The organism is Deinococcus gobiensis I-0 (assembly GCF_000252445.1).
In the GTDB taxonomy this organism is placed as follows: domain Bacteria; phylum Deinococcota; class Deinococci; order Deinococcales; family Deinococcaceae; genus Deinococcus; species Deinococcus gobiensis.
On record NC_017790.1, the window covers coordinates 2,038,019 to 2,051,532 of the forward strand.

Here is a 13,514-nt window from a genome sequence, read left to right on the forward strand (position 1 = left end):
AGCGTGAAAATCTTTCTCTCTTGGTCGGGCGATCTCAGCCGGGAGGTTGCAGAAGCCTTCGAAGAATGGATCAGATGCGTCATCCAGACTAGTGATCCTTGGGTATCCTCTCATAATATCGAAAGTGGGAGCGTTTGGTTTAGGGAAATAAATGATCAGCTTAAAGATGTGTCTGTTGGCGTAATTTTTCTTACCAAGGAAAATTTAGATAAGCGTTGGATTCTTTTTGAGGCCGGGGCGCTGGCGAAAGGATTATCTACCAACCGTGTTTGCACTTTTTTAATAAATCTTGAGCCAGCAGATATTAGTGATCCTCTTGCCCAGTTTAATCATACTTGGATTGAGAAGACGAGTGTGGCAAAATTGGTTGCTACCATAAATAGATCAACCGCAAGTCCTGTACCAAATCAGGTTGTATCATCAGTTTTTGAAGTCTATTGGCCTCTCTTAGAAAATAAAATTGCCGAGATAATCAAAAAATATCCAACGAATAAAGATACTCAAGCTCAAACTAAAGAAGAGCTTGATTTAGAAATGTTGACTGGAATAAGAAATATAAACAATCGTCTGGCTAGACTTGAGGCTTATAACGATACAATCAACAATTCAGCAGCCAGCGTAATGCCAGCTTTGGAACTAACAAAGCTGGATGGTGATTCGGTAGCTCTTGCAAGAAGGCGTCAAGCTAGACAAAGGATATTGGATGCAGAAGTATTATCTATGGTCAATGCAGCCACAACTGAACGGGTAAACAGTAAACAAGAATTGTTTAAATTATTAGCAACTATGGGAATTGACGAAAATTCTTACGAGAGACTAGCAAATCGATATTTTCAATAGTTCTAACCGCCCACTGTGGGCGGTTTTTCATTCCCTCAAAAAGGAGGGCTGACACATGGAAGGACTAGAAACGAAGTCCCACACTGTCGAGGTCAAGGCGGCGGCCGAGGGCATCATCGAGGCCTACGCCAGCACCTTCAACGGGGTGGACAGCTACGGGGACACCATCCGGCCCGGCGCGTTCACCAAGACTGTGGCCGAGCGCGGCCCCAGCGGCAGCCGCAAGATCAAGACCCTGCTGAACCACGACGCCTGGGGCGGCCTCCCGGTGGGCGTCCCCCAGGCCATGACCGAAGACACCTACGGCCTGCTGACCAGCACGAAGATGAGCGCCACCCAGACGGGCCGCGACATCTACACTCTGGCCCAGGAAGGGGCCATCTCCGAGCTGAGCATCGGCTACTGGCCGGTGAAGTTCACCTACGCCGACGAAACCCAGACCGGCTACCGGCGCGAGCTGCTGGAAGTGGGCCTGCTGGAATACAGCTTCGTGACGATCCCGGCCGACGAGCGGGCGGTCATCACGGGGCTCAAGTCCCTCGACGATCTGGAGCGGGCCATCCGGCGCGCGGCGGCCATCGCTGACGTGAACCTCTCCACCAAGGCAGGCCGAACCCTGTCCGGGGCCAACGCCAAGCGCGTGCAGGCAGCCCTGAAAGAACTCCAAGACCTACTCGTCGAAGCCGGGATTGAGGAAGCCGCCGAGGATGGCACTTCCGACGATCCCACTCCGACTGAGAAGAGCCGCCGCGAGCCGCCTGCGCACTCGCCGCTGCTGTCTGTGCTGCAACTGGAAGCCAAACGCCTTGAGCGCGAGAGCGACGGCAGCCCCCTGCTGGCTGACCTGCGCGCCTTCAGCGCCACCCTGTATGGAGGAACCCCATGACCCACCGCAGTTACCTGATCGCCAGCCTCGCCCAGACTATGAGCGAGGCTTTTTCGGCCCCCGCCCGTTCCGGCAGTCCCCTGCTGGGCGGCGCGCTGGGGCACATGCCGCTCTTCGACGGCGGTGACGCTGGCGCCCAGATCCAGGCCGAACTCAAGAAGATCGAGGACGGCATCTGGAAGAAGACCGAGAAGCGCCTCGAAGAGGTCAAGGCCGGGATCAAGGTCAAGGACTACGACGCCGAGCTGGCCGCACTCGAAAAGGAGCACACCGAGGTCAAGACCCAGCTCACCGAAGTGCAGACCCAGCTGGGCCGCCTGGACGTGACTGGTGGCGGCAAGGGCAGCGAGCGCAAGAGCGCCGGCCAGCTGCTCGTCGAATCCAAGGGCTTCGACACCGCCAAGCAGGGCGAGCGCTTCGTGGTCGGGACCGAAGTCAAGGCGCTGAGCAGCGCGGCGGGCAGCGCCGGCGTGATGGTCACCCAGCCCCAGCGCCTGGGCATCTACGAGCAACCCGAAGAGCCGCACATCCGCGACCTCTTCTCGCAGGGGCAGACCAGCAACAGCAGCCTCGTCTTCCCGGTGCGCAAGACCCTGACGAACGCGGCGGCGATGGTGGCCGAGCTGGCGCAGAAGCCCGAGAGCGACATGACCTTCGAGGACAAGACCTTCCCGGTGCGCAAGATCGCGCACTTCGTGAAGCTCTCCGACGAGATCCTGGCCGACGCTCCAGCCATCCAGAGCTACGTGGATACCCAGCTGATCGAGGGCCTCAAGGACGTGGAAGACGTGCAGCTGCTCAAGGGCAACGGCGTCGGCCAGAACCTGACCGGCGTCTACACGGTGGCCCCGGCCTACAACCGCACCACGGCGGGCGACAGCCTGATCGACGTGTACCGCCGGGCCATGACCCAGCTGCGCCTCGCCAAGCACACGCCCACCGGCCTGGTGCTGAACCCCGAAGACTGGGAGAAGGTCCAGCTGGTGAAGGGCACCGAGGGGCACTACATCTGGGTGAACGTCGGTACCGCGACCGAGCCGCGCCTGTGGGGCCTGCCCGTGCGCGACACTCTGGCCCTGGCCGCAGGCGAGTGGCTCATGGGTAACTTCCGGCGCGGCGCGCAGATCTTCGACCGCATGGACGCGCGGGTCGAGATGACGAACACCGACCAGGACGACTTCGTGAAGAATCGCGTGACCATGCGCGCCGAGGAACGCCTGGCCCTGGTCATCTACGACGCCTCGGCCTTCGTGAAGAACGCGCCCAGCGCGTAAGCCTCTCGCCAGCAGGCCGCGCCAGTCCGGGCGGCCTGACTTCATTCCCCGGAGGGACCATGCACCGAGTGAAATATGCGTCCGTGGGTGGCGTGCTGACCGGCAAGAAGCCGGGCGACACGGTGGAAATCCACGACGCCGAGGAACTCAAGCACCTCTTGACGCTCGGCCTGATCGAGACGGAAGAGGAAGCCGAGGCGCGGGCACTCGCTGCGGTGGGCGCCCACGACGCGGCCAAGGACAGCCCTGCCTTCACCGCCCTCACCGACGAGGAACGGCTCAAGCCCTACGCCAAGGGCGGCGGCTGGTACCACTTCGCGGGCGAGGGGGGCGTGCTGACCAAGCTGCGGCGCGAGGAAGCGCTGGCCAAGCTCACCGAACTGGAGGCCGCCGCCCATGCCGCTGGTGACATCCCCCCCCAGTAACGTTACGGCCGAGCAGCTGCTGCTGGCCGAGGCGCTCGTCGCCGCGCAGCTGGGCATCGCCTCGCTGGAAGGCGGCACCCTGGCCGAGGCGGGCGTGCTGGGCTCTTCAGGCCTGATCGTGCTGACGCACCCGTGCGTGAGCATCCAGGCGCTGACCCTGAACAGCGCCCCGGCGGCGGGCATCCTGCGCGGCCCCTGGACGGTCGATGTGCTGAGCGTCACGCGCGGGCAGCCGGTGCCGTACACGATCTCCTACACGTGGGGCTGGACGGCGGGCACGCTGCCACCGGGCATCCGCGCGGCCATCCTGCTGACCGCGCAGGCGGGCGCGGCGGCGGCCGGGCGCGTGGGGCTCAAGGCCGAGAGCATGGGGCCGGTGTCCTATCAGTACACCGACACGGCCACCCAGGGCAGCCTGCCCGCCGACGCCCTCGCCCTGCTGCGGCCGTGGCTGCCGCTGCGGTTCTGATGCGGCTGCCCGCGCACATGCTCACCAGCACCGCTCAGGTGCTCGTCGAGGTCAAGGGCGGCCCGCCCGACCGGCTGGGGCACGGTACCTCCAACTGGGTGCCGCAGGGTGAGCCCATCCCCTGTGCCCACTTCCCGGCCGGGACCAAGGTCGTCGAGCAGGCCCAGCTGCGTGGCGTGCGCGTGGCGCGCGAGGTGTACCTGGAGCGCACCGGCCTGAACCCGCAGGCCAACCGCCTGCGCCTGGACGGCACCGACTACACCATCACGCTGGTCAACGACTGGCAAGGCTTCTCTCAACTGGGGGTGACCACATGAGCCTCGCTGACGCCGCGCGCGCCGCCGCGCAACGGGTGGCCGGGAAACAGGCGGCCCTCATCGCGCAGGAGCTGCGCACCGAGATGGTCCGCAACCTCAGCACGCCCGGCCAGGGACGCGAGTACCCGCGCGGGCGAGGCCGCGTCCACCGGGCCAGCGCCCCCGGCGACGGGCCAGCGGTAGACACGGGGCGCCTGCGCCAGAGCATCGGCATCCAGCGCATCAGTCCCACCCACTTCCGGGTGGGCACCAACGTGATCTACGCGCCGCTGCTCGAATTCGGCACCCGCAAGATCGCCGCCCGCCCGTGGCTGCGCCCGGCCGTGGACAAGGTCCTCAACCGGTGAGCACCCTCGACGTGCTGGCCGACGCGCGCGACATCCTTCTCTCCCTCACGCCCCAGGTCTTCATCGCGGGCGACCCCCTGCCCGAGGGCGGCGCGCCCCACCTGATCCTGCAACCCATCGACGCCACCGACCGCGTGCGCTACGGCTCGGCGGCGAGCGTTACCCGCGTGCAGGTCAGCGCCTGGGCGCCCACGCTCTCCGAGGCGCTGGAGCTGTCCGACCAGGCACGAAACGCCCTGCGCGCCGCGCGCTTCGTGCCCGCCGGGAGCGGCCCACTCACCGACCCCGACATCACCCTCACCGGCTGGAGAGCCGACTACAGGAGGCAGTGACCTATGGAATTTCACACCGGAGAAAACAACGCCATCCGCTTCGCCGTCATGCTGGTCGGGTCCGAGAACCGGCCCAACGACACCGAGTTCTTCATACTGCCCAACGTCAGCACCTCGGACGCGCCCATTACGGCCACCCAGGTCACGAAGAAGTACTACAAGGCCAAGGGCGGCACGACCAGCAAGAGCACGGGCGCCACGTGGACCTTCACGGTCAGCGGCGACCTCCCCCAGGACAAGGAAGAGCGCGAGCCCGTCTACGTGCTGCGCAAGGCCATCCTCGCCGGCAACCGGATCTGGATGGAGCGCGCCTTCGACGATGACGCGGCCGACGAGGACTGGGAAGGCGGCGTCACCGTGCTGACCAACGCCACGCTGCCTAGCCCCTCGGACAACGCGACCACCTACAGCTTCACGGCGTCCGGCAGCGGCGACCTGCAGGGGCCGCATGAGGCGGCGGTCACCGACCCCACGCCCACGCCCTGATGCTCCGCGCCCTGGCCCGCCGCAAAGGTGGGCCGGTGGCCCTGGCCTACGACGTGCACCGCGACGCGGGGCGCGTCTACGCTGGGCTGCTGGTCGTGCAGGCCGGCCTGACCCGCCGCCGCCTCATCTTTGAAGACCCGACAACAAAAGAACGGCTCGTTTTAGAGCTGCCCGAAAACGCCCTTGGACTTAAGCGCGCTGCCAATACGGCGCGCGTCTGGATGGAGGTACACGATGGCCGCTGAACTGATCTGGGGCACCGCTGGCAAGCCCACCCCCTACCCCGTCACCGCCGAGGCCCGCGCCGCGCTCGCCGCGCAGGGCGTCGAGGCCCCCGAGGAACTGACCCTCTACCTGCGCACCGCCACCGGCCGCGAGCGCAAGACCTTCCAGGGCCGCGTGGCGAGCTGCCGGACCACCGACGACCAGCGCGAGCTGGTGGCCGACCTGCTGCTCGGGCGCATGGCCGAGGGCAGCGACCGGCGCGTGATCCGCGAAGCCCTGGAAGACGCCGACGAGGTGACCCTCAACCAGCTCATGTACGCCTACGTGAACGGGGTGATCCCGGACCCAAAAGCCCTGGAGAAGGCGGTGGACGGAGCACTGGCCCGGACCACCCCAAGGATGCTCGCCGCCCTCGCAGTCAGCTAAAGGCGCTCTTCGCGGCGATCTACAGCATCCGGCCCTGGGAGTGGGAGCACCTGACCGACGACGACATCCGCGACCTCGACGTGGAGCTGAGCACTGTCTTCTACTACCAGGACCGCGCGGTGCGGGATTACCACTTCTCAAAGCTCGACGCCGAGGCCCGCAAGGTGCTGGCCGAGCCACCCGAGCCGGGCAAGATGACCGCAGAGCAGGCCGTCAGTCAGGCGGCCTACATCGCCTTCATGGCCGAGTACGACATGCCGCACCTGCAACCGCGCGTGCCGCCCGCTGCCGCGCGCGAGTTCCTCGCTGAGCACAAGGCGGGGCGCATCCCGGCGTGGGCGCTGAAGGCTGTAAAACTCAAGGAATTGCGCGCCAGTGCGCGGGGAAGGTGAATAGATGACGAGCGGCGGAGGGGCAGGCGGCAGCACAGGCGCGGCCGAGACGGTGTACGTAGACGTGAAGGGCCGGTTCGACGAGTTCGAGGCCCGGATCAAGCAACTGGAGGCCGACGCCGCCCAGAGCGGCGAGCGCGCCGGATCCGCCCTGGGCGGCGCATTCACCGCTGGCCTGAAGGTGGCCACCGTGGGCGCGGTGGCCCTGGCCGGGGCCGTCGTCGCCATCGGGGCCAGCACCTTCAACCTTGCCCAGGAAGCGGCCCAGAACGTCAGCAATTTCCAGGCCCAGCTTGGGGCCACCCGTGAGGAAGCCGAGCGCCTGGGCAGCGTGGCCGAGCAGGTCTTCGGCAACAACTTCGGCGGCAGCCTGGAAGAGGCTGGGGACGCCGTGGGCGAGGTGCGCAAGCAGCTGGGCGAACTGTCCAATGCCGAGCTGCAAAAGGTCACCGAGGGCGCCCTGGCCCTGAAGGACAGCTTCGGCACCGAGGTGCCCGAGTCGGTCAGCGCAGCCAAGACCCTCATGCAGCAGTTCGGGCTGACCTCGCAGGAGGCCCTGGACTTCCTGGCGAAGGGCTATCAGGACGGCCTGGACCGCTCTGGGGATCTTCTCGACACCATCAACGAGTACTCGACCCAGTTCTCCAGCGGTGGGGCGAGCGCCGATGAGTTCTTCAACATCATCAAGAACGGGGCGCAGGGGGGCAGCCTGGGCACCGACCGCGCGGCCGACGCCTTCAAGGAGTTCCGCGTCCGCATTCAGGACGGCTCCAAGGGCGTGGCGACCGCGCTGGAACAGGTGGGCATCAACAGCGAGGACCTCTCCAAGAAGATGGCCTCCGGGCAGATCACGGCCATCGAAGCCTTCAACATGGTGCAGAAGGCCCTGGCCGGCGTGAAAGACGAGAACCTGCGGATGCAGGCGGGCGTGGCCCTGATCGGCACCCAGTACGAGGACCTGGGACAGAAGGGCGCCGCCGCGCTCAAGACCACCGGCACCAGCCTCAAGGACATGGCCGGGGCCACCGACTCGCTGAACGCGAAGTACAACAACCTCGGGTCGTTCGTCGAAGGCATGGGCCGCAAGCTGCAAGTGGCCCTGCTGCCGGTGGGCAAGGAACTGCTCAGCATGGCGAACGAGGCTGTGCCCTACCTGCAGCGCGCCTTCGACCGGGTGGGTGCGGTGCTGCCCGGCCTGATCCGCCAGGGCATCGACACGGCCAAGCAGTTCGGGACCACAGCCGTCAACGTCTACAACAGCGTGCGCCCGGCCATCGAAAGCACGGTCCAGACGGTCGAGAAGCTCAGCGCCTTCCTGAACCGCAATAAGGAAATCCTGATCCCCCTCACGGCCGCTGTGGGGGCCGGTGCCGCCGCCTTCGGGGCCTACCGCCTGGGCGTGGCTGCGGTCAGCCTCGCCACGACCGTCTGGACGGCTGCACAGGTCGCCGCGACGGTGGCGAGTGTCGCCCTGCGGGCGGGTCTGACCTTCCTCACCGGGCCGGTGGGTCTGGTCATCGCGGCCATTACGCTGCTCGTCGGCGCGGGCGTCGCGCTCTACCGCAACTGGGATGAGGTCAAGGCGTTTGCCGAGAAGACCTGGGGGCGCATCAAGGAGATCGTGGCTGGGGCGCTGACCGGCGCGGCCGATTTCATCCGGGGTCTGGACTGGAAGGAACTGGGGCTGAACGTCGTGCAGGGCCTCATCAACGGCATCCTCGCCGGCCCGCGCCTGGTGCTCGCTGCCGCCCGCAACCTGGGCAGCGCGGTCATCAGCGGGATCAAGGACGTGCTGAACATCCAGTCGCCCTCCCGTGTGATGAAGGAACTGGGCGAGTTCACCTCGGCCGGGTTCGTGCAGGGCATCGAATCGACCCGCCCGAACGTACTGGCCGCTGCGCAGGCGACCGCCAAGGGCTTCCTCACTGCCTTCCACGACCTGAAGGCCGAGCAGGCGGTCGGGAACGTGGATGTCTCGACCTACACCAAGACCCTAGACTCGGCGGCCACCCAGCTCCGGGCCAAGCTGAAGACGGTCAAGGAGGGCACGCCCGCCTACACCGAATGGCTCAAGGCCCTGGGCGCGGTCACGAAGGAACTGGACGGCCTGAAGGGCAAGAGCAGCGACACCCAGAAGGGGGCCAAGGATCTGGCCGACCAACTCGCCCAGAACCGCAGGCAGATTGAGCAGGGCGAGGCGATGGAGCGTTACATTACGGGCCTGCGCTCGGCCACCTCGGCACAGCTCGCGGCGGCGCTCGCCACGGCGCGGACGGGTGGGGAAACCGAGAAGTACAACGCCATCCGTAGCGAGCAGCGCCGGCGCGAGGATGAGGTCACGGCTGCCCAGAACCGTGCGACCGACGCCGCCCAGCGTGCCCGGCAGCAGCTCGCAGACAACCGTGCTCAGATTGCCGCCACGGAGGCCCAGGAACGCTACGTGAAGGGCCTGCGCACGGCCCTGGACAGTCAGCTCGCTACGGCCCTGGCGACCGCCCGTGCAGCCGGTGACACTGAGAAGTACAACCTCATCAAAGCCGAGCAGGAACGCCGCCTGAACGCCGCCACCGCCGCCCACGACCGCGCGACCGACGCGGCCCGCCGGGAGGCCGAGGCCGTGCGCGAGGGGCAGGCCGCCATCCGCGAGGCCCGCGAGTACGACGCCTACCTGAACAGCCTCAACGACCTCACCGATGCGGAGCTGGCGCTGGAACTGGCACGGCAGGAGGCCGCCGGACACCAGCAGCAGTACAACGACGTGCTGAGCGTGCAGCGCCAGCGTGCCCAGGACGCGGCCCAGGCCGTCACCGCACTCGCTGAGGGCGTGGCTGCGGCCGACGCCGCGCTGGCCGATCTCGCCAACAACCCGATTGGGGAGCGCACCGACCGGCCCGGCCTGCCGGTGGATACGGCCGCCCAGCAGCGCCAGAACTTTTCGGACCTCTACGACACCCTCACGCAGCTCGACGACGCCACCATCGACAACGCCGACACGATGGAGCTGCTCGACCGCACGCTCCAGGGGGCGGCGCAGTCCGGCGGCATCACGGCCGAGCAACTGCGCATCCTGCAAGGGGTCCTGAAGGGCACCCAGAACAGTGCCCGCGCCATGGCCGAGGGGGTGGAAGCCGGGGACGCGGCCCTGCGCGAAGTCCTGGCCCGCCCTATCGGGGAACGCACCGACCGCGCCGGGGCCGACGAGGGCATCTACCCCGACCTGCTGCGCCAGATCACGGCGCTGGACGTGGGCGTGGAAGACGCGGGGGCCACCCTCGACTTCTTCACCGACCTGCTGGACAACGCGGGGCGCACCGGGGCGCTCACGGCCGAGCAGCTCACCCACCTGAAGAACGTCCTGGGCGAGGTCACCAGCGCGGCCACCCAGATGGCCCTGGGGGTGGAAGCCGGCGACGAGGCGTTGCGCGAGGTGCTGGCGAATCCGGTGGATGAGGGCACCTTCCGTCCCGACGTGCAGGGCAATGCCCAGCGCGAAACCTTCGAGAACCTGAAGGCGACGCTGCTGAGCCTGGACCTGACGGCCATCCAGAACGCCGATGCCATGAAGCTCTACAGCGACATGGTGACGAACGCGGGCAAGAGCGGGGGCCTCACGGCCGAGCAGCTCGCCCTGCTCAATGCCCAGATCGCCCGCATGAAGGTGCTCAGCGACGTGGACGTGGACGTGCCCCTCTCGGATCTGGAGCAGGCCGCCGAGGGCACGGTGAAGCGGCTCGACGACCTGGTGCGCAGCTTCGAGACCGGGCAGATCACGGGCGAGGACTTCGCGGCCCAGGTCTTCGGAGCCGTGCCCGCGCTGGAGCGCTTGGCGCTGGCCGCGCGGAAGGCCGGGAACACCGAACTGGCCGACGATCTCACGGCGACCAGCGGCGCGCTTCAGGGCCTCGTGCCCGCCGCCGACGCTGCCGCCTACTCCCAGACCAAGCTGGCCTCTGCCCGGCAGAAGTTGGCCGAGGCGCAGGCGGGTGGGGCGCGGCCGTTCGCGTCCGACCTCGCCGCGCTCGAAGCCCTGCGCGGCAAGCCGGGCATCGTGGCCGCCGAGCTGGACACCCTCATTGCCAAATACCGCGAGCTGCAAGCCCAGACCGAGAAGCAGAAAGGGCTTGAGGACCGCATCAACGAGTGGGGGAAGTACGCCCAGCAGATCATCCCCGTGGTCACCGGGGCCATGCAGGCGCTGGGCGGCGCGTCCGACGAGGTGGCCGGGCAGTGGGCCAGCGACCTGGGCGACATGGTCGGGGACCTCGTGACGTTCGGCACGGCCATCGCCAAGGGGGACTACATCGGCGCGGCCGTGCAGGCGCTGACCACCATCTTCAACTGGTTCAACCGGAACAAGAAGGCGGCCGAGGACGCGGCCAAAGCCACGCGCGAGTACAACGAGCAGTTCCGCTTCGCGGCGGGCACGGCCGGGGACAACTACGGCAGCCGGACCACCGGCAGCTACACCACCGGCTTCCTGTTCTGGAGCACCACCCACTACACCGAGCAGATCGACCAGCTCAAGCGCGACGTGGCGCTCTCGGTGGAAGGTGGCTTCGCCAACGGCATCAAGGACGGCTTCAGCCAGGCCGTCGCCAAGAACGACTTCAGCCTCTTCGAGAAGTCCCTCAAGAGCAGCGTGGGCCGCGCGGTGCTCGACGGCCTCATCGAGTCGTTCATCAATCAGGCCGTCATCGCCAAGATCATCGGCCCGGCCATCGACGCTTACCTCCAGACGGGCGACACGGCGGCCCTGCAAACGGCTATCCAGGCGGCAAGCGGGGAGGCCAAGCGGTTCTACACCGACGTGCTGCAACCCATCGCGCAGGAGTTCGGCCTGGTGGGGAGCGACGCGGCGGGCGGCACGTCGGGGGCGGCGTCATCGTTCGGGGGAGCACCGGGCACATCGTTCGGGGCCACCCTCTCCTTCCCTCAAAGTGCCCTCGACGAGCTGCGGGGGGCGTACATGGCCCCGGCGGTGGAACTGGGGACGCACGTGACGCGCTTCGGGGGCATCATCACGCGCCTCGAAGCGGCCGAGGCCAGGGCCAGCAGCCGCGCCCCCAGCTACGGGCTGGAAAGCCTGTTCAGGAGGTGACATGAGACTCAAGTACTGGCGCTTCCGGGTGCGTGACGCCCTGGGCAACTTCCGGCACCTCGTCGAGATGAGCGCCTCGAATGTGGACGGCAGCGGCCTGCGCTTCGAGGTCATGCCGCACGACGTGGGGCGCTGCACCTTCCAGGCCCGGCCGGACGGCCCCCGCCTCGCCTGGGGGGACGTGCTGGAGATCGAGGCGGCCGAACTGAGCACCGACGAGTACACGCGCCTCTACCGGGGGGAGGCCCGCACCGTGGGCCTGAGCGGCAGCCCGGAGTTGGTGCAATACGAGCTGGTCAGCCTGCGGCAACGCCTCTCGGAAACCGAGATGCCCGAGCTGACCCTCGAAAGTATGGACGCCGGGGCACAACTCCGGGCCGTGCTGGAGGTCATGACCGCCGGGCAGGTGTGGGGCAACGCCATCTACTACGACCCCCAGTACGTGCCCGACGTGGGTGTGAACGCCCCCCGGCTGGACAGCACTGCCTTCCAACTGCTGGCTGCCTACCTCGACGAGTTGGCCGGGCTGGTCAACGGGTCGCGGCCGGATCAGGCCTCGGTGGTCTGGGGCGTGAACGTGGCGGGCTACCTGACCTGGGGCGTGAGCATGGGCGCGACGCTCGATGTGCGGGGCCGGATCGACGTGGCCGCGACCGAGTGGGGCGCGGTGGTGTGCGAGAACCCCTGCACGGCCGTGCGCTGGTTCCTGCGCCCCTTCGCAGACCTGGGGGCGGTGACCGCCCTGAGCCGCCACCCGGCGGCGGCCACGCTCGGCCGGCGCATGGTGCGCCAGAGCCTGAACGTGCTGGAGGTCTGGGAGAGCGTGACCAGCCTGCCCGATCCCCCGGCGGGCAGCGGCTACTCCTGGGGCACCGTGAGCGCCGAGGACCGCGTGCGTCTGCAACGGGGCACGGCCGCCGTGCCCGTCACGTTCAACCCCGCCACAGGGGCCAGGGAGGGGGCTTTCGACATCACCCCGGACGATCCCTGGAGCTATGCCCACTTCACGGGGATCGTCACGCCCCCACGGGCCAAAGTGCAGCTCAGCATCGTGCCCTATGACAACGGGCGCAGCATCAACATTCAGGTGCCGGTGTCGGTGGCCGGGGAGTTCGACGTGCGGATCGCGGCCCGCACCGACCTGAGCCTGGGGGGCACGGGGGTCCGGTCGAATCTCACCTTCGAGGTGCCCGAGGACGTGACCGGGCTGGTGACCTGCACGTTCAAGCGAGTGGGGTACTTCGCGCCGGATCAGGACCGCCTCGACGCCCTGGCGAGTGCCTTCTACCAGTTGCCGGACGCACTCGTCGGCCGCGTGGAGTTGCGTTCGCTGACCTGGCCGCCACCCAGGCAGGTGACGGTTGTCGGTCCAGGCGGCACCGCGCAGACGGCGGCCGTCACCACCGAGTACGAGATCAGTGCGGGGGCCTACGGGCACACCCACCTGAAGATTGGGAGCCCTGATCCACCCACCCAGCGGGCCATGCGGCAGCTCCAGTTGCTGCGCGCCCAGGACGCGGCGGCCACCGCCCTCACCGGCCTCGTGCGGAGGTAGTACATGGGACTCTTCGACTATGCCCTGATCCTGCCCGGTGGCCGAGACCCGCTGTATCTGCCGGGGACCACCAAGCCGCAGGGCGCGGGCTACTCCCGGAACATCACCCTGCGGCAGCCACCGGGCACCGAGAGCGGCTTCACGACCGGCGACGGCACGCGCAAGCTGGGCCCGCTGGTGCTACTGGGCAGCATCGACGAGGACGATCTGTCCGAACCTACCGAGGACGCCGCGCGCCTGTACGTGGCTCGGCTGGACGCGGCGGCTCCGCTCGCCATCGGTGCGCAGCGGGGGCAGAGCGTGACCCGCGCCCTGCTGCCGGGCGGCTTCTTCGAGTGGGTGGCGGGCGACACGCCGCTGATCTGGACCTACACCCTCAACCTCTTCCCGAGTGGCCCCGACTGGATTGACCAGAGCACGGGCCTCCCGGCGCCCTTCTAGG

At 67.3% G+C, this 13,514-nt stretch carries 15 protein-coding genes; all 15 read left to right on the top strand.

Annotated features, from left to right (window positions below; translation table 11 throughout):
* Positions 1-3: 3 nt before the first annotated feature.
* The 15 genes from DGO_RS21665 to DGO_RS09625 all read left to right on the top strand — a co-directional run bounded on the left by DGO_RS21665 (position 4) and on the right by DGO_RS09625 (position 13,513).
* Positions 4-840, top strand: coding sequence for a toll/interleukin-1 receptor domain-containing protein (locus tag DGO_RS21665; protein WP_169331003.1), 837 nt, complete (start codon positions 4-6; stop codon positions 838-840).
* A gap of 55 nt (positions 841-895) precedes the next feature.
* Positions 896-1,726, top strand: coding sequence for an HK97 family phage prohead protease (locus DGO_RS21090; RefSeq protein ID WP_014685302.1), 831 nt, complete (start codon positions 896-898; stop codon positions 1,724-1,726).
* Positions 1,723-3,000, top strand: a complete 1,278-nt coding sequence (locus DGO_RS09565; protein ID WP_014685303.1) for a phage major capsid protein — start codon at positions 1,723-1,725, stop codon at positions 2,998-3,000. Before DGO_RS21090 ends, DGO_RS09565 begins: the two co-directional genes overlap by 4 nt.
* 68 nt (positions 3,001-3,068) lie before the next feature.
* Positions 3,069-3,425, top strand: a complete 357-nt coding sequence (locus DGO_RS09570) for a hypothetical protein (protein ID WP_145975288.1) — start codon at positions 3,069-3,071, stop codon at positions 3,423-3,425.
* Entirely contained in the window at positions 3,397-3,894 is a 498-nt protein-coding gene (locus DGO_RS09575; RefSeq protein WP_014685305.1) for a hypothetical protein, read from the top strand. Before DGO_RS09570 ends, DGO_RS09575 begins: the two co-directional genes overlap by 29 nt.
* A complete protein-coding gene (locus DGO_RS09580) occupies positions 3,873-4,211 on the top strand; it encodes a hypothetical protein (protein ID WP_145975289.1) in 339 nt (112 codons plus the stop codon). Before DGO_RS09575 ends, DGO_RS09580 begins: the two co-directional genes overlap by 22 nt.
* Entirely contained in the window at positions 4,208-4,558 is a 351-nt protein-coding gene (locus DGO_RS09585; RefSeq protein ID WP_014685307.1) for a phage virion morphogenesis protein, read from the top strand. The genes DGO_RS09580 and DGO_RS09585 overlap by 4 nt, the downstream gene beginning before the upstream one ends.
* Positions 4,555-4,890, top strand: coding sequence for a tail completion protein gp17 (gp17, locus tag DGO_RS09590; protein WP_043801866.1), 336 nt, complete (start codon positions 4,555-4,557; stop codon positions 4,888-4,890). Before DGO_RS09585 ends, gp17 begins: the two co-directional genes overlap by 4 nt.
* Before the next feature lie 3 nt (positions 4,891-4,893).
* On the top strand, positions 4,894-5,376 hold the full coding sequence (locus tag DGO_RS09595; protein WP_043801867.1) for a phage tail tube protein: 483 nt from the start codon (positions 4,894-4,896) through the stop codon (positions 5,374-5,376).
* Positions 5,377-5,411: 35 nt separating this feature from the next.
* A complete protein-coding gene (locus DGO_RS23800; RefSeq protein WP_169331004.1) occupies positions 5,412-5,621 on the top strand; it encodes a hypothetical protein in 210 nt (69 codons plus the stop codon).
* Positions 5,611-6,027 carry a hypothetical protein gene (locus DGO_RS09605; protein ID WP_014685309.1) on the top strand — a complete coding sequence of 139 codons (417 nt, stop codon included), beginning with the start codon at positions 5,611-5,613 and terminating at the stop codon, positions 6,025-6,027. The genes DGO_RS23800 and DGO_RS09605 overlap by 11 nt, the downstream gene beginning before the upstream one ends.
* An 80-nt stretch (positions 6,028-6,107) precedes the next feature.
* Complete coding sequence (locus tag DGO_RS09610; protein ID WP_014685310.1) at positions 6,108-6,419, top strand: hypothetical protein; 312 nt, start codon at positions 6,108-6,110, stop codon at positions 6,417-6,419.
* Positions 6,420-6,423: 4 nt separating this feature from the next.
* Positions 6,424-11,517, top strand: coding sequence for a phage tail tape measure protein (locus DGO_RS09615; protein WP_043801870.1), 5,094 nt, complete (start codon positions 6,424-6,426; stop codon positions 11,515-11,517).
* 1 nt (position 11,518) lies between these two features.
* Positions 11,519-13,072, top strand: a complete 1,554-nt coding sequence (locus tag DGO_RS09620) for a hypothetical protein (RefSeq protein WP_014685312.1) — start codon at positions 11,519-11,521, stop codon at positions 13,070-13,072.
* 3 nt (positions 13,073-13,075) lie between these two features.
* Entirely contained in the window at positions 13,076-13,513 is a 438-nt protein-coding gene (locus DGO_RS09625) for a hypothetical protein (protein WP_014685313.1), read from the top strand.
* Position 13,514: the final 1 nt, after the last annotated feature.